The following is a 17,659-nucleotide window of genomic DNA, read 5'->3' as shown; positions in this document are numbered from 1 at the left end:
CCCTGAGGGGGTGCGAGCCGTCAGACGATGCGAACGAGGATCTCCGAGTGCCCGGCCCGAATGATGTCGCCGTCGGCGAGCTGCCAATCCTGCACGGGCGAGCCGTTGACCGTGGTGCCGTTCGTGGACCCGAGATCGGAGAGCATGGCCACCCGGCCGTCCCATCGGACCTCGATGTGTCGACGCGAGACGCCGGTGTCCGGGAGGCGGAACTGCGCGTCCTGGCCGCGACCGATCACGTTCAGACCTTCGCGTAGCTGGAAGTACCGGCCACTGCCGTCCTCGAGTTGAAGCGTGGCGGTCAGGCCGCGGGGTGCCTCGTAGGTCGGCTCCTGGTAGTCGTAGTCCCCCGCGCCGTAGCCGTCGCCCTTGCCGTAGCTCGGTGGGGCGGCGCGGTAGCCGGCCGCTGCAGCCGGGGCCTCGTACGCCGCGGGCGGGTTGTAGGACGACGGAGGGTCGTAGGTGGGCCGACCGTAGTCGGCGTAGCCGCGCTGCTCGTACGCGGACTGATCGGGCGGGCCCTGCTCGTAGCCGGGCTGTGCGTAACCCTGGTCGTACGCACGGGCGTCGTAGCCACGCTGGTCGTAGGCGGCCTGCTCGTAACCGGGCTGCTCGTACGCCTGCTGGTCGTAGCCTGCTCGGTCGTAGGCGGAGCGGTCGGGCGGGCCCTGCTCGTAGCCGGGCTGGTCGTATCCCGCGCGGTCGTAGCGGGGGTCGTAGGCGCGCTGCTCGTACGCGGGCTGGTCGTAGGCGGATCGGTCGGGCGGGCCCTGCTCGTAGCCCGGCTGTGCGTAGCCGGCCTGCTCGTAACCGGCCTGCTCGTACGCCTGCTGCTCGTACGCGCGGGGGTCGTGACCGCGCTGCTCGGGCGCCTGCTGCTCGTACGCGCGCGGGTCGTAGGCGGGTTGGTCGTACCGGCCGCGGCCACCGACCGGCGGACCGTACGAGCTGCCGTTGCGGTAGCCGTTGTTGCCCTCTGCGGGGCGGGGAGCGCCGCGTCCGGCACCGTTGCTCGCAGCCCCTGGTGCCGCAGCAGGGTGGGGTTCCCGAGCGCCGGGGTATCGGTCGTCGCCGTTGCGCTCGGGGTCGTGGCCTGTGTTCGAAGACATGGAGCGGGCTCCTGGGGTAGGGGGTGGTGCGGGAAGATCGGGACGTGCCGGGTCAGGGCGCCCCACGTCGGGGTCGACGACCCCGCGCGTGCGGAACTGGCCGGTGTGGAGGGTCGGCGATGACTCGAATCGTACCGAGACGTCCCCGTAGGTCTGCCAGCCCATCTCGCGGATATAGCCCTCGAGATAGCGGGCGAAGGCCTTGGTCGTGAGATCCCGATCGGAGGCCAGCTGATCGTGATCGGTGGTGTTGACGACGATCACGTACGAGTTCGGAGCGAGCAGGTGCCCACCGGGCAGTTCCTGAACCCGATCCGAGGCCTCCTGCTGCAGCGCAGCCTCCACCTCACGTGGAACCACACCACCGCCGAACACGCGGGCGAAGGCGTCCCCGACGGTGCTCTGCAGCATGCGCTCGAAGCGTGTCAGTGCACCCACCCGGACCCCTTCCTCGCGTCGGACCGTCACCCGGCCGGGCGTGTCCCGGCCGTTCTCTGCACTCGCATGCTATACGGTCGAGTGTTCTCTCTCGCCGCCGAATGTGGCGCATCGATGGTGCGGCGGCCGTTCGGAGCGGGCGGATTTCGGCTCGTCACGGCGTGCGTGTTAGCCTTCTGCGGTCGCTCGGGCGAGTGGCGGAATGGCAGACGCGCTGGCTTCAGGTGCCAGTGTCCTTTTAGGACGTGGGGGTTCAAGTCCCCCTTCGCCCACCACAGGATGCCGCGGTCGGTGAATCGCGGATCCTCGCAACGATCCGCGCGCAACTCCCCGATCCGCATCCCCCGACCGTGGCGAGACCTGCCCCGACCTCGGTTAGCGTGACCTGATTTATGGTTTGGGGCCCCCGCTGACCTATCGTTTTGGTAGGGCTCGACGCACACCGACGTCGGCCTCGAAGTACATGCGACTCGACACCGTGGCACCGACCGTCCACCACGAGATGGAAGAGACGCACCCGTAAGGCGTGTTCAACGGCGAACCCGCTCTCGCATCGCACCCGTGTCCGCTTGTTCAGCTGCCGATACCGGGTGGGAAACGAACCGTCAGAAGGCAAGGCACATGCGCACTCCCGGTCATCACTACCCGCCGGCCCAGGGTCTCTACGACCCGGTCAACGAGCACGATTCCTGTGGCGTCGCGTTCGTGGTGGACATGCACGGACGCCGCAGTCGCGACATCGTCGAGAAGGCGATCACCGCGCTGATCAACCTCGAGCACCGCGGTGCGGCCGGCGCCGAGCCGAACACCGGTGACGGTGCGGGGATCCTGATACAGGTCCCGGACCGCTTCTACCGCGAGATCGTCGACTTCGAGTTGCCGCCCGAGGGCACGTACGCCACCGGCATCGCTTTCCTCCCGCAAGCCAAGGCCGAGGTGGCCCGCGCGGTCGAGGTCCTCGAGAAGATCGTCGCCGAGGAGGGTCTGGTGGTGTTCGGTTGGCGCGACGTCGCCACCGACGACTCCTCCATCGGCGCGCTGGCCCGAGATGCGATGCCCACCTTCCGCCAGATCTTCATCGGCGCACCCGGCGGTGCGGTGTCCGGCCTCGACCTCGAGCGCCGCGCGTTCGTCGTCCGCAAGCGCGCCGAGCACGAGCTCGGCACCGACGGCCCCGGTCGGGACGCCCCGGGACGGGAGTCGGTGTACTTCCCGTCGCTGTCGGCCACCACCATCGTCTACAAGGGCATGCTGACCACCCCGCAGCTCAAGGGCTTCTTCCTCGACCTGCAGGACGAGCGCGTCGAGAGCGCCCTCGGTCTGGTGCACTCGCGCTTCTCCACCAACACCTTCCCGTCGTGGCCGCTCGCGCACCCGTTCCGCCGCGTCGCCCACAACGGCGAGATCAACACCGTCACGGGCAACGAGAACTGGATGCGTGCCCGCGAGGCCCTGATCGAGGACGGCGTGTTCGGCGAGAACACCCTCGACAAGATCTTCCCGGTCTGCACCAGCGGCGCGAGCGACACCGCGCGCTTCGACGAGGTTCTCGAGTTCCTGCACCTGGGCGGGCGCAGCCTGCCGCACGCGGTGCTGATGATGATCCCCGAGGCCTGGGAGCACAACGAGTCGATGGACCCCGCGCGTCGGGCGTTCTACCGCTACCACGCGACCATCATGGAGCCGTGGGACGGACCGGCCTCGGTGTGCTTCACCGACGGCACCGTGATCGGAGCGGTGCTCGACCGTAACGGTCTGCGCCCGAGTCGACTGTGGGTCACCGAGGACGGCCTGGTGGTCATGGCCTCCGAGGTCGGTGTGCTCGACATCGACCCCGCGACGATCGTGCGCAAGGTGCGGCTGCAACCCGGCCGGATGTTCCTGGTGGACACCGCCAAGGGCCGCATCGTCTCCGACGACGAGATCAAGGACGAACTCGCCGCCGAGCACCCGTACCAGCAGTGGCTCGACGAGGGTCTGATGGAGATCGACGACCTGCCGGACCGCCCGCACGTGCGCATGACCCACGACCGCGTGCTGATCCGCCAGCAGATCTTCGGGTACACCACCGAGGAGCTGAACCTGCTCATCGCGCCGATGGCCAAGACCGGCGCCGAAGCGATCGGATCGATGGGCACCGACACGCCCCTGGCCGTGCTCTCGTCTCGTCCGCGGCTGATCTTCGACTACTTCTCGCAGCTGTTCGCGCAGGTGACCAACCCGCCGCTCGACGCGATCCGCGAGGAGGTCGTCACCAGCCTCGGCGGCAGCATCGGACCCGAGGGCGACGTGCTCGCTCCCGGCCCGGACGCGTGCAAGCAGATCGTGCTGCCCTCGCCGATCCTGCACAACGATCAGCTCGCGAAGCTGGTGCACATCAACGACGACGGGTCCCAGCCGGACCTGCGCTCGGTCGTGGTGCGCGCGCTCTACCCCGTGTCCGAGGGCGGCGAGGGCCTGCGGGCTGCCATCGAGACGGTGCGGGCGCAGGTCTCCGGCGCCATCGAGGGTGGCGCGCGCATCGTGGTGCTCTCCGACCGTGAGTCCAACGAGAAGCTGGCACCCATTCCGTCGCTGCTGCTGGTCTCGGCGATCCACCACCACCTCGTGCGGGAGAAGACTCGCACCAAGGTCGGTCTGATCGTGGAGGCGGGCGACGCTCGCGAGGTGCACCACATGGCCACGCTCGTGGGCTTCGGCGCCGCCGCGGTGAACCCGTACATGGCCTTCGAGACCATCGAGGACATGATCGATCGGGGTTCGCTGACCGGCATCACGTTCGACCAGGCCGTCAAGAACTACATCAAGGCGGCCGGCAAGGGTGTGCTGAAGGTGATGTCGAAGATGGGCATCTCCACCCTCGCCTCGTACACCGGGGCGCAGCTGTTCCAGGTCATCGGGCTCTCGCAGAGCCTGGTCGACGAGTACTTCCGCGGCCTGACCTCGCATCTGGGCGGTATCGACCTCGAGGAGATTGCGGCCGACGTCGCCGCCCGCCACTCCATCGCGTACCTCGACAACCGTCAGGAGCGCGCATTCCGCGAGCTCGAGGTGGGCGGTGAGTACCAGTGGCGCCGCGAGGGCGAGTACCACCTGTTCAACCCGGACACGGTGTTCAAGCTCCAGCACGCCACCCGCACCGGCCAGTACGCGGTGTTCAAGGAGTACACCCGGCTTGTCGACGACCAGTCCGCTCGACTGGCGTCGCTGCGCGGGTTGTTCCGCATCAAGACCGATGGGCGACAGGCGATCCCGATCGAGGAGGTCGAGCCGGCGTCGGAGATCGTCAAGCGCTTCTCCACCGGCGCGATGAGCTACGGCTCGATCTCGGCCGAGGCGCACGAGACGTTGGCCATCGCGATGAACCGCCTCGGCGGTCGCTCGAACTCCGGTGAGGGCGGCGAGGACGTCTCGCGCTTCACCCCCGACGAGAACGGCGACTGGCGGCGCAGTGCCATCAAGCAGGTGGCCTCGGGACGATTCGGCGTGACCTCGAACTACCTGACCAACTGCACCGACATTCAGATCAAGATGGCGCAGGGTGCCAAGCCCGGTGAGGGCGGCCAGCTACCGGCACACAAGGTGTACCCGTGGATCGCCGAGGTTCGGCACTCCACACCCGGCGTCGGGCTGATCTCGCCGCCGCCGCACCACGACATCTACTCCATCGAGGATCTGGCGCAGCTGATCCACGACCTGAAGAACGCCAACCCCGAGGCGCGGATCCACGTCAAGCTCGTCTCCGAGGTGGGAGTCGGAACCGTCGCCGCGGGAGTGTCCAAGGCCCACGCCGACGTGGTGCTGATCTCCGGGCACGATGGCGGCACCGGGGCCACCCCGTTGACGTCGGTCAAGCACGCCGGCGCTCCGTGGGAGCTCGGCCTCGCCGAGACCCAGCAGACGCTGCTGCTCAACGGACTGCGCGACCGCATCGTCGTGCAGGTCGACGGCCAGCTCAAGACCGGTCGCGACGTGATCATCGCGGCGCTGCTCGGTGGCGAGGAGTTCGGGTTCGCCACGGCGCCGCTGGTGGTCTCCGGCTGCATCATGATGCGGGTGTGCCACCTCGACACCTGCCCCGTGGGCGTGGCGACCCAGAATCCGGTGCTGCGCAAGCGGTTCACCGGTCAGCCGGAGTTCGTGGAGAACTTCTTCCTCTTCATCGCCGAGGAGGTGCGCGAGCACCTCGCAGCGCTCGGGTTCCGCTCGCTCACCGAGGCCGTCGGCCAGGTCGGGTTGTTGGACACCAGCGCGGCCAAGGAGCATTTCAAGGCCGCCAAGCTCGACCTCTCGCCCATTCTCGATCAGGTCGACTCGCCGTTCATGAAGCAGGATCTGCACAACACCGGTCGCCAGGAGCACGGACTCGAGAAGGCACTGGACAACCAGCTCATCGAGCAGGCACGGCCCGCGATCGTCGATGGCGATCGGGTGGCGTTCACCTCGCCCATCACCAACGTCAACCGCACGGTCGGCACCATGCTCGGCCACGAGGTCACCAAGGCGTTCGGGGCCGATGGGTTGCCGGACGACACGATCGACATCACCTTCACCGGGTCGGCGGGCAACAGCTTCGGCGCGTTCGTGCCCCGCGGGATGACCCTGCGCCTGCACGGTGATGCCAACGACTTCGTGGGCAAGGGTCTCTCCGGTGGCCGGATCGTGGTTCGTCCGCCGCTGGACGCTCATGCGAGCTTCGTCGCCGAGAACAACATCATCGGCGGCAACGTGATCCTGTTCGGTGCCACCAGCGGTGAGGCCCTCATTCGCGGCGTCGTCGGTGAGCGGTTCTGCGTGCGCAACTCCGGCGCCACCGCGGTGGTCGAAGGCGTGGGCGATCACGGGTGCGAGTACATGACCGGCGGCAAGGTGGTGATCCTCGGAGCCACCGGACGCAACTTCGCGGCCGGGATGTCCGGGGGCGAGGCGTTCGTGCACGACCCGCAGGGCGCGCTGCCGGCGAACCTGAACACCGAGCTGGTCGATCTGGAGGCCCCGACGGCCGCCGAGTACGAGTGGCTGAAGGAGATCGTGACCCGTCATCGCGACGAGACCGGCTCCACCGTGGCCGAGGCGATCCTCGGTGACTGGGATGCGCAGGCGGCGCACATCGTGAAGGTGATGCCGCGCGATTACAAGAAGGTGCTGTTGGCGATCGCCGAGGCCGAACGGTCCGGCGCCGACGTCGACGAAGCGATCATGGAGGCAGCTCGTGGGTGACCCACAGGGATTTCTGAAGAACACCGTCCGGGAGCTCCCGCAGCGTCGCCCCGTCGACCTGCGGCTGATGGACTGGAAAGAGGTCTACCAGGACTTTCCGGCCGATACTCTGCGTACCCAGGCCTCGCGCTGTATGGACTGTGGTATCCCGTTCTGCCACAACGGATGTCCGCTGGGGAACTTGATCCCGGAGTGGAACGATCTGGTGTACCGGGATCGCTGGCGCGAGTCCATCGAGCGCCTGCACGCCACCAACAACTTCCCGGAGTTCACCGGGCGGCTGTGCCCGGCACCGTGCGAGGCCTCGTGCGTGCTCGGCATCAATCAGGACCCGGTGACCATCAAGCAGGTCGAGGTCGAGATCATCGACCGGGCCTTCGACGAGGGCTGGGTTCAGCCGGTGTACCCGACGTTCCTCACGGGCAAGAAGGTGGCCGTGGTCGGCTCCGGTCCCGCCGGTCTGGCGGCGGCTCAACAGCTCACGCGTGCCGGCCACACCGTGACGGTGTTCGAGCGGGCCGACCGTATCGGTGGCCTGCTTCGCTACGGCATCCCCGAGTTCAAGATGGAGAAGCGCCACATCGACCGCCGTCTGGCCCAGATGGAGGCCGAGGGCACCATCTTCCGGGCCGGAGTGAACGTCGGCGTCGACATCACGGCCGACGAGCTGCGCGAGGAGTTCGACGCGATCGTGCTCGCCGGCGGCGCGACCATCGCCCGGGACCTGCCGATCGAGGGCCGCGAGTACTGGGGCATCCATCAGGCCATGGAGTTCCTGCCGCTGGCCAATCGGGTGCAGCTCGGCGACGAGATCGTCGACGCCGACGGGCAGCCGCCCATCTCGGCCAAGGGCAAGCGCGTGGTCATCATCGGTGGCGGTGACACCGGCGCCGACTGCCTGGGTACCTCGCACCGTCAGGGTGCGGCGAGCGTGCACCAGTTCGAGATCATGCCGCGCCCGCCGGAGACCCGCGCAGATTCCACCCCGTGGCCGCTGTACCCGCTGCAGTACCGGGTGTCCTCCGCGCACGAGGAGGGTGGCGAGCGTGTCTTCTCGGTCAACACCGAGCGTTTCACGGGCAAGGACGGTCAGGTCACCGGGCTCGACGCGCACGAGGTCGAGTTCAAGGACGGTCGCTTCGTCAAGGTCGAGGGCTCGGACTTCCACCTGGAGGCGGACCTGGTCCTGCTGGCGATGGGCTTCACCGGACCGGACAGGTCGGGGCTTCTCGACGAACTTGGGGTCAACCTCACAGAACGCGGCAACGTCGGTCGTACCGATCAGTGGAACACCAACGTCGACGGCGTCTTCGTCGCAGGTGACATGGGTCGTGGGCAGTCGCTGATCGTGTGGGCGATCGCCGAGGGGCGCTCCGCTGCGGCCGCCGTCGACACCTACCTGGAGGGCCGGACTGCCCTCCCGTCGCCGATCGTTCCGACTCAGGCGCCCCAGCGGTAACAGCCGTCACCCGGGCACGCTCGGGTGCTGACATACTCGGGGCGCACGTTCGGGGTCGGGGCCGATCGCGCCCGCGGTGCCTGCTGCGGTCACGAGAATTGCCACACCGCCCATCGTCACGACGCTCACGGGAGCACTTTTCAGATGCCGACGACTTTTCGCCGACTCACCGCCCTTCTGACCGCCGCCGCAGCCGCCACCGTCTCGGTGGCCGTCCTGACCGCCGCACCCGCCGCGGCGGACGACTGCCCGTCGATGTACGTCGTCGCCATCCCCGGCACCTGGGAGACGGGGGTCGGCGAGGCGCCCAAGCGCAACATGCTCTCCTCGATGGTCTCGCGGCTGCAGGCCAACGGCGTCGAGACCGAGTTCGTCAACTACCCCGCCACAGCCTTCCCCTGGGAGGGTGAGGTGTACGGCCAGTCCGAGCGCCAGGCCGTACTCAACGCCGGCGGCATGCTGCGGGCCGTCGCCGATCGCTGCCCGGGTACCCGGTTCGGCATCGTCGGCTACAGCCAGGGCGCCGACGCGGCGGGTGATCTGGCCGCGTCCATCGGCACCGGCCGCGGCATCATCCCGCCCGATCGCGTGGCGGCCGTCGGTCTGATCTCCGACCCCAAGCGCGCCGAGAGCGACGCGCTGGTCGGGCCCCCGGTCAGCGGAGCCGGTATCGGCGGATCGCGCCCCGGCGGCTTCGGCTGGGTCAGCCCGGTCACCCGCACCATCTGCGCCGTGGGCGACCTCTACTGCTCGACGCCCCGCACGGACTTCGTCGCGCGCCTGGCCGGCTTCGTGGCCATGACGTCGAACCCCACACCCGACGTGCTCGAGCGCGCCCAGATCGAGGCGGGCGCTCTGCTCAACGACATCTTCTCCGCCGGGGGCCTGGGAGCCCTGCTCGGTCAGACCACCGACCAGGCGAACCGTGACCGGGTCAGGCAGCTGCAGCAGTTCTACTCCTCGCAGGTACACACCGACTACAACTCCTACGCGGTCGACCGCAACGGAACGTCGGCCACGTCGTGGATGGCCGGGTATTTCCTCGGCGCACGGTAGGTAGGACGGGCCCGGTAGATCACCGGTCCCGTACAAGGACATCGGAGAGGATGCACCACGTGAGCGATCTGCATGTCGTGGCCACCATTGCCGTCAAGCCCGGCGCCGAGGACGAGGTGCGCGAGGCGTTGACCGTCCTCACGCAGGAGACCCGCAAGGAGGAGGGCAACATCTCCTACGACCTCTACCAGTCGCAGGCTGCGCCCGGCACGTTCGTCACCGTGGAGGTGTGGACCGATCAGGGCGCGCTCGACGCCCACATGCGAAGCCCCCACGTGCAGGCCGCTCTCGGTGGTCTCGGGGACAAGCTCGCCGGGGCGCCCGCGATCCATCCCCTCACCGCCATCGTCTGACCGCGCAGCAGGTCGCCGCGGGTCTGCTCGGGTCAGGTCAGCCCAGCGGCGATGGCATCGAGCCCCACGCGAACCTCGTCGAAGCTCGTGCTGAGCGGGCTCGGACCGATGCGCAGACCGTGCGGAGCGCGGAAGTCGGGGAGCACACCCTGCTCCCACAGCCGCGGAACCACGTCGCGGAACGACGGGTGGTCCACCGTGACGTGGCCGCCGCGTCGTGCGGAATTCGCGGGCGAGGCCAACTCCACGCCGAGGGGCGCCAGCCGCTGCTCGACCATGTCCACGACGAACTCGGTGAGCGCAACGGATTTCGCGCGGACGGCCGGCATGCCCACCGACTCGATCACGCCGAGGGTGTCGGCGACGGCGAGCATCGACAGGATCGGCGGTGTTCCGCTGATCACCCGTCGAATACCCTCGGCTGGAACGTAACCCGGCCCCATCTCGAAGGGGTCCGATCGGCCGAGCCAACCCTGGATCGGGTGCTCGAACTGCCCCAGGTGACGCTGTGCCACGTACGCGAAAGCCGGTGAGCCCGGCCCCCCGCACAGGTACTTGTAGGTGCACCCGACGGCGAGGTCGACGCCCCACCGGTCCAGCTGCAGCTCCACCGACCCCACCGAATGCGAGAGATCGAGCAGCACCAGCGCTCCCGCCCGGTGCGCGCAGTCGATGATCGACGGCGCATCGAGCATGAACCCGGATCGGTAGGCCACGTGCGAGAGCACCACCAGGGCGGTTCGATCGTTGACCACATCACGAACCTGATCGGCGGTGACCCCGGCTCGAACATCGGAGGTGATCCATCGCAGCGTGACATCGCGTTCGGCCGCAATGGATTCGAGAATGTAGCGATCGGTGGGGAAGTTGTCGGTGTCCAGCACGATCTCGGTGCGGCCGCCACGCAGGCCCAGCGCCCCGCGGCTGAGCTTGTACAGAAGGACCGTCGTCGAGTCCCCGATGCTCACCTGGCCCGGCTCGGCCCCCAGCGTCGCCGCCCCGATCCGGTTCCCGAGTTCGAGCGGCAGGTCCAACCACCCGGATTCATCACCGGTCCCGTCCGTACCCGCACCTGCATCCCCGCCCGCAGTCCAGCCTCGGATCAGGCCGTGCGCCCAGGCTCCGCGGACGAACCCCTCGATGCGGTCCGCCGCCGCGGCCAGGGGTCTGCCGAGAGAGTTGCCGTCGAGGTAGGACACCACACCCTCGGCCGGCAGGAACAGATCGCGGCAGTGCGCGAGCGGATCTGCCACGTCGAGGGCGAGGGCGCGTTCTCGGAAATCGGTCACGGCGGTCGGGTGCAGGAGGTCAGGCGAATCGGGAGTCGTAGGCCGAGCTCGGCGGCGGGGGTCGGCGAAGATCGGTGTCGGGCTCGGGATCCGGATCGGGCTGGCCGATCGAGGCGTACACCAGTCCGGCGATACCGAGAATCGCCACCAGTACGGCGACGGCGATCGAGCCCGTCGTGCCGAACCGGGCGACGACGCCGGTGATGCGATCGAGGCCGGCTCCTGTCCAGCCGACCGGGGTGAAGGACGCGATCGCCCCGAACACCGAGCTGCCGGGTGTCACCACGAAGGCGATCCCCACGACGACCAGCTGCCCGAGAAGTGCGACCACGTTGACGATCCGACCGACCACGCCGCCGAAGACCACCTGAACCACGGCCGCGACGGCCAGTGCCGCCGCGGTGGCCAGGGCCGTGAACCCGATGCCGGCGGCGAGGGTGCGCGTCGACAGCTCATGGTTGACGCAGACGAACGCCGCGACGGCCGCGGCGGTGAGCACCAGGGCGGACACTGCTGCGGCCCGTCTCCCGGGTACGTTCCTGCGCATGAGCACGGTCATCGTGCTCACCGCGGCGACGGCGCCCACCGCGATCAGGGCCGCGAGCAGATAGTTGGACGTCGATCCTTCGCCGTCGACGACCACCAGAGTGGACGTGGTGCCGTCGGCGGTGGTGGCGGTGGCCGCACCGGGAGACGACGCCGTGGTCTTCGGCAGGTTGTCGGTGGCGGTGCGGATGTTGGTCTGCAACCCGGCGACGATGCCGCCGACCGGTGTGATGCCGGCCGCAATCTGATCGGTGCCGGTTTTGAGCTGCTTGGCGCCGTCGTCGAGCTGGACCACGGCGTCACGCAGCTGACCCACGCCGTCCACCAGCTGGGTGCCGCCGTTGCCGAGCTGGTCGACACCGGAGACGAAGGTGCTCGACGGGTCGTTGAGCTGGAAGGCGAGCTGCCGGCTTCCGTCGCGGAGCGCGTTGATCTGGGTGACGGTGTTCGGACCCACGGCTTGGGCGTTGAGCGAGTCGATGAGGTCGCGGATCTGTTTGGCAGCATCGAAGGCAATGGGCCCGCCGAGGCCCTGGACGGTGTCGGCCACCGAGGTCAGCTGCGCTGTGACACCGGCCTGCTTGTCGCCGAGTGCCAGCAGCGGGGTGGTGAGCTGATCGACACCGGCACTGATCTGGTTGGCGCCGTCGCCGAGCTGGGTCACCCCGCCACGCAGCTGCACCAGGCCGGTGTTCAGGGCCGTTGCGCCGTCGTAGAGCTGACCGGCGCCGGTGCGGGTCTGGCCGAGGCCGTCGGAGAGCTGCGTGACGCCGCCGGTGAGCTGCGGCGCAGCGGCGGTGAGCTGGCCGAGTCCCCCCGAGAGCAACTGCAGAGGCAGTGCAGCCGAGCTCAGGGCGGTGCGGGTCTTGGCGAGTGGATCGGTTGCCGCGGAACCCGATGCGGCGCCGGGGGTCGTGCCCGGATCGGCAGCGGCCACGGCGGGTACGGGCGGCGGGGCCGCGTCGTTGCCGCCGACGATGGCCACGATGCCCCCGACCACCAGCGGCAGCGCGAGAGCGACGGCGACGAGCACCGGGGAGCGACGAACCGCCGAGCGCAGCGCAGCCGAGCGTCCGGGGGACGCCCGATGCGAGTCGGGGAAGCCGGGAGCAGGGGAGCCGGAGGGGGTGGAACCAGAGAGAGCCATAGTGCCGCACAGGCTATCCTCTGGCGCCTGATCCATGCCGCGTTCCCCGCCGGGAAATGGATCGAAAATGGCGTTCGACCGGCCGTGGACGCCACCGTGAGCAGGGCGATTAAGGACTCGATGAGGTTTCAGCGTGCATAGCGGTCCAGCAGGTCCCAGACGTGCAGCGTCTCGTTGACAGCGGCCACTCGGCGAACCCCGGTCCGCGAGATCAGAACTCGAGTGACCGAGCAGTAGTCGATCGGAAATGTCAGGGGTTGCGGGGTTCGAAGAATGGATTCGAGAACCACGTTGATCACTCCGCCGTGCGCCACGACCACCACCGTGTGCTCCGGTTCCGCCTCGGCGATCACCGAGTCGACCGCCTCGAGTACCCGTGCCCGGAAGGCATCGGCGTCCACCGCCGCCGGGAGGAGGCCGGCTCGAATTCGGGCGAACTCCTCGGGGAACCGGGTGCGGGCCTGCTCGATCGGAACGTAGCCGGAGAAGTCGCGGTCGTACTCGGCGAGCCCGTCGATCACCTCGACCCGGTGGTTGGTGGCGTGTGCGAGCGGCTGGGCGGTCTGGAGGGCACGTTGCTGCGGACTGGACACGATGCGCGCGACGGTGAACGGTGCGAGCGCCCGCGGCACCCGCAGCGCCTGGTCCGCCCCGCGCGCCCCGAGGTCGGGATCGGCGTCGACCGCTGAACTCATCGGCAGCGCGTGGCGAACGAAGGCGATCTGCACGCGGCCAGGCTAGCGGCTCGTCAGGTGAGGGCGACCAGCGCCTCGGTGTCGTCGACAGGGAGCACGCCGTCCACGATCGCAGACACGCAGGCGTTGGTGAGCACGATGCGGCCGCCGTGATTGTCGAGGAACGCGGTGTCGGCGGCGTCGCGGCCCGTGGCGATGCGCACCAGGGACGAGCGCGGGGCCAGCCGCGTGGCGTCCAGCACGTGCCATCCACCGTCGACGTACGCCTCGACCACGGCGTGGAAGTCCATCGGATCGCATCCCGGCGCGTACACCGCGACCAACCGCGCCGGTACCGCGAGCGCGCGGAGCATGGCGATGACGAGGTGGCTGTAGTCGCGGCACACACCTGCCCCGGCGAGGAGGGTGTCGGCGGCGCCGTCGATCGGGTCGCTGCTGCCGCTGACGTAGCTGAGCCGATCGCCCACCCAGCGAGCGACATCGGCGATCAGGAGCGCGTCGGTCGCTCGATCGGCGAATTCGGCGGCGGCGAAGGCGAAGAACTTGTCCGACTCGGCGTACCGGCTCGGTCGCAGATACGCGCACAGGTCGTAGTCGGTGACGGGTGCGGGGAACGCGGACCCCTCGACGGTGGCCGAGTACGACACCTGCAGCACCCCGGGCCCGCACACCACGCGATGGATTCGGTTGCCGTGTTCACCACTGATCTCGTGGACGTCGAGCACCTGGCCGTCGAGAATCACCGTCAGCTGCTCGACCACCACCGCGCCCGGGTGCGGCGCGACGGCCACCTGAACGTCCAGTGTGGTCGCCTCGAGAACTTCGACGTCCAGCAGCGCTGACACCAGACGTCTCATGGACGCGATGATGCCAGTGTTCGTTCGGTGCCGCCGCTCGAGCGTGCCGGGCTCGACGGGCCCGCCGCGTCCCGCTAGTGCCCGCGCGGCTTCGCGATCGGGAAGGCGAGCGTCTCGCGGATGCTGGCACCGGTGATCAGCATGACGACGCGGTCGACGCCGATGCCCAGGCCACCGGTGGGCGGCATCGCGTGCTCGAGGGCCACGAGGAAGTCCTCGTCGAGCTCCATGGCCTCGAGGTCGCCGCCCGCCGCCAGCGCCGACTGCTCGGTCAGCCGCGCACGCTGATCGACGGGGTCGGTGAGTTCGCTGTACGCCGTACCCAACTCGACACCCCACGCCACCAGATCCCACTTCTCGGTCACGCCCGCCACATGACGATGCGGGCGGGTGAGCGGGGACATCGAGGTGGGGAAGTCGATGTAGAACGTGGGGAACTCCGTCTGGCCTTCGACGAGGTCCTCGTACATCTGCTGCGCAATGTGCCCGGCGTCCCAGGTGGAGTCGAACTCCACGCCGGCGCGACGGGCGAGCGCGCGCACCTCGTCGAGTTCGGTGGCGGGGGTGATCAGGGCACCGATCTTCTCGCTGACCGCGCCGTGCATCGTCTTCACCGGCCACTCGCCGGTGATGTCGATCTCGACCATCGACCCGTCCGGACCCGGTCGCAGGATGATCTCGCGCCCGTGGGCCGCCACTGCCGCGCGTTGAATCAGGTGCCGGCAGAGCACCATCTGGTCGAGATAGTCGGTGTGGGCCTGGTAGCTCTCCAGGATCGTGAACTCGGGGTTGTGCTTGAAGTCCGCGCCCTCGTTGCGGAACACGCGCCCGATTTCGAACACCTTCTCCATCCCCGCCACGCACAGTCGCTTGAGGTACAGCTCGGGAGCGATACGGAGGTACAGATCGAGGTTGTAGGCGTTGATGTGGGTCAGGAACGGTGCCGCGTTGGCCCCGCCGTGCACCTGCTGCAGGATCGGGGTCTCGACCTCCATGAATCCGCGCGCGTCGAAGGTGTCCCGGAACGACTTCACCACGGCACTGCGCTTGACGATCAGGTCCCGCGAGTGTGGGTTGACGGCGATGTCGAGATAGCGACGACGCACCCGCGACTCGGGGTCGGTGAGGCCGCGCCACTTGTCGGGCAGTGGGTGCAGGCTCTTGCCGTTCATCCGCCAACTCGTCGCCAGCAGAGACAGCTCGCCGGTGCGGCTGGCACCGATCGAGCCGGTGATCTCGGCGAGATCGCCGAGATCGAACTCGGCGGTGAAGTGCGCGAGGTCGTCGCCTACCGTGGCGCGGTCGAAGATCACCTGGATGTCGGCGGAGAAGTCGCGCAGGTCCGCGAACACCACACCACCGTGATCGCGGATCCGCATCAGGCGTCCCGCCACCCGCACCACGGTGCCGGCCGGCGATTCGCGCGCGGCCTCGATGTCATGGGTTGGCGGGTAGGCGACGGGATAGGCGTCGACCCCCGCGTCGATCAGTCGTTCCAGCTTCGCCAGGCGCACGCGAACCTGTTCGGGACGACGCGGCCCCGCCGGTTCGGTGACCTCGAAATCGGTGGGCGCGCTGCCGTCGTCGTGCAGGCCGACGGCGGACAGGGCACTGGGGAAGTGCGGCTCCACACCGGTGTGCACCGACGCATCGCGACCGAAGGACGGCCACGTCACGAAGCCCTCGGCGGTGGCGGACGCGAGTGCCACCTTCGGCAGGTCGCGGTTGTCCTCGAAGCACAGGTACCGAGGAACCCACTCGGGGTTGAACTTCAGGTTGGACCGATAGAGAGCCTCGAGTTGCCACCACCGCGAGAAGAACAGCAGCATCGACCGCCACACGCGGGCCACCGGCCCGGCACCGATACGCCCGCCCTCCTCGAAGGCGGACCGGAACACCGCGAAGTTCAGCGACACGCGCGTGACGCCGTAGCGGTCGGCGGTGAGCGCGAGCTCACTGATCATGGTTTCGATGGTGCCGTTGGGCGAACCGGGATCACGCCGCATCAAATCCAGTGACACGCCGGTGCGGCCCCACGGAACCAGCGACAGCAGCCCCACCAGGCGGGTGCGGTCGCCATCGGGTACCAGCGCCTCCACCAGCAGGCAGTCGCCGTCGAGGGGGTCGCCGAGGCGCCCGAGGGCCATGGAGAACCCGCGCTCGGTGTCGGTGTCGCGCCACTGATCGGCGCGATCGATTAGTAGCGGCCATTCGCCGGGATCCACGTCGCGGTGGCGTCTGATCCGCACGCTCACCCCGCGGCCCTTGGCACGGTTCACCGCCTGGCGCACGGGGCGCATGTCGGGGCCGCCGAGGCTGTAGCTGGCCGTCTTGAGAATCGCCTCGTCGCCGAGCTCGAGCACGGACAGCCCGCCCTGCGCGTAGGTGCGTGCGCCCGTCTCGCTCGCACCCATCACCGCCGGCGCCCAGCCGTAGAGACGCGCAAGGTCGATCCACGCATCGACTGCCTGCGGCCAGGCCTGCGGGTGTCCGATGGGGTCGCCGCTGGCGATGCAGACCCCGAGTTCGACGCGATAGGTGATGGCCGCGCGACCGTTGGGTGCGAAGACCACGCCCTTGTCGCGGCGCGTGGCGAAGTAGCCCAGGGAGTCCTCGACCGGCGACGCGCTCAGCAGGCCCCGGATGGCGGACTCGTCGCTGCCGGTGAGGGCGTTGTCGGCCCGCTGACTGCGGAACAGGGTGATCACCGCGGTTATCAGGGCGATGAACGCGAACAGACCGAGTAGGAAGTTCACGAACCCGTGCGGTCGTCCGCTGAACTGCTCGGGGTCCACCGACGCCAGCGCCGTGACCCGGTTGAGCGACCACAGGATCGCCTCGCTGCGCGGCAGCGAGCCGGGGAAGATCAGGATCAGGATCCAGCCGACCACCGTGCCCACGGCCAGCCCGCTCAGCAGCACGCCCAGTGCGCGCCGGGCTGCGCCCTTGCGGACCTTGGTGTAGAACTCGCCGCGCGCAGCCACCAGCAGCGCCAGCAGAGCAAGGTGCGCGATGAGACCGAGCCACGCGCCGAGATCGTCCGGATCGTTGGCCAGCTGCGCAATGTTGAGGATGGCGTAGGCGAGCACGTACACCGTGGCGATCCACCACGCCACCTGCTTGCGGCTGGACAGAGCAGCGGCGACGAGGGCGAGCACGAGCGCGTACGACAGGCTCGTATCGGGAGCACCGATCAGGTAGTTGTCGATGAACTCGCGCGGGATGCGGAGCGCGAAGCGCAGCGCGGGGGAGATCGACCACAGGAGAACGACGACGGCATAGATGCCCAGACCCATCGCGATCCAGTGCGGTACCTCGCGCAGCGCCGGGTAGCGGCGGCCCGTCAGAGCGCCGTGCGCGCGACCCGGTCGAGCGTCACGGGGGCGGCGCAACGACGCCGAGCCGGCCGAGGTGGCCTCGGCCGGCTGTGGTGTCACGCTGGTGTCCTCGTCGATTCGACCGCCCATGTGCTGTCCCTCCCCGGTGACGT

The 17,659-nt window shown here is 68.9% G+C and carries 10 protein-coding genes and 1 tRNA gene; 5 read left to right on the top strand and 6 right to left on the bottom strand.

Translation table 11 applies throughout. From position 1 onward, the window contains the following. Window positions 1-20 precede the first annotated feature (20 nt). A complete protein-coding gene (locus ACY48E_RS05070) occupies window positions 21-1,547 on the bottom strand; it encodes a DUF3662 and FHA domain-containing protein (RefSeq protein ID WP_462871010.1) in 1,527 nt (508 codons plus the stop codon). Between the two features lie 188 nt (window positions 1,548-1,735). On the opposite strand from ACY48E_RS05070, the gene ACY48E_RS05065 reads away from it, so the two are divergent. The 5 genes from ACY48E_RS05065 (at window position 1,736) to ACY48E_RS05045 (ending at window position 9,635) form a co-directional block, all read left to right on the top strand. Further along, window positions 1,736-1,822 (top strand) — tRNA-Leu (locus ACY48E_RS05065). 346 nt (window positions 1,823-2,168) lie between these two features. Then, window positions 2,169-6,767, top strand: a complete 4,599-nt coding sequence (gltB, locus tag ACY48E_RS05060) for a glutamate synthase large subunit (RefSeq protein WP_462871009.1) — start codon at window positions 2,169-2,171, stop codon at window positions 6,765-6,767. Then, window positions 6,760-8,226, top strand: a complete 1,467-nt coding sequence (locus ACY48E_RS05055) for a glutamate synthase subunit beta (protein WP_462871008.1) — start codon at window positions 6,760-6,762, stop codon at window positions 8,224-8,226. The genes gltB and ACY48E_RS05055 overlap by 8 nt, the downstream gene beginning before the upstream one ends. Window positions 8,227-8,370: 144 nt before the next feature. Further along, entirely contained in the window at window positions 8,371-9,282 is a 912-nt protein-coding gene (locus tag ACY48E_RS05050) for a cutinase family protein (protein WP_462871007.1), read from the top strand. Between the two features lie 59 nt (window positions 9,283-9,341). After that, on the top strand, window positions 9,342-9,635 hold the full coding sequence (locus ACY48E_RS05045) for a putative quinol monooxygenase (RefSeq protein WP_462871006.1): 294 nt from the start codon (window positions 9,342-9,344) through the stop codon (window positions 9,633-9,635). A gap of 32 nt (window positions 9,636-9,667) precedes the next feature. Here ACY48E_RS05045 and ACY48E_RS05040 read toward each other — a convergent pair whose 3' ends face one another. The 5 genes from ACY48E_RS05040 to lysX form a co-directional block, all read right to left on the bottom strand. Next, window positions 9,668-10,924 (bottom strand): kynureninase, encoded by a 1,257-nt coding sequence (locus tag ACY48E_RS05040; protein ID WP_462871005.1) that lies wholly within the window; start codon window positions 10,922-10,924, stop codon window positions 9,668-9,670. 19 nt (window positions 10,925-10,943) lie between these two features. After that, window positions 10,944-12,617, bottom strand: coding sequence for a phage infection protein (locus tag ACY48E_RS05035; protein WP_462871004.1), 1,674 nt, complete (start codon window positions 12,615-12,617; stop codon window positions 10,944-10,946). A 128-nt stretch (window positions 12,618-12,745) separates the two neighbouring features. Next, window positions 12,746-13,345, bottom strand: coding sequence for a histidine phosphatase family protein (locus ACY48E_RS05030; RefSeq protein ID WP_462871003.1), 600 nt, complete (start codon window positions 13,343-13,345; stop codon window positions 12,746-12,748). Between the two features lie 20 nt (window positions 13,346-13,365). Continuing rightward, window positions 13,366-14,169 (bottom strand): transglutaminase-like domain-containing protein, encoded by an 804-nt coding sequence (locus ACY48E_RS05025; RefSeq protein WP_462871002.1) that lies wholly within the window; start codon window positions 14,167-14,169, stop codon window positions 13,366-13,368. A 74-nt stretch (window positions 14,170-14,243) separates the two neighbouring features. Beyond that, window positions 14,244-17,636 (bottom strand): bifunctional lysylphosphatidylglycerol synthetase/lysine--tRNA ligase LysX, encoded by a 3,393-nt coding sequence (gene lysX / locus ACY48E_RS05020; RefSeq protein WP_462871001.1) that lies wholly within the window; start codon window positions 17,634-17,636, stop codon window positions 14,244-14,246. Window positions 17,637-17,659: the final 23 nt, after the last annotated feature.

It is taken from the genome of Rhodococcus sp. AZ1, from assembly GCF_054979605.1.
This window is presented reverse-complemented; position numbering and strand designations above follow the sequence as displayed.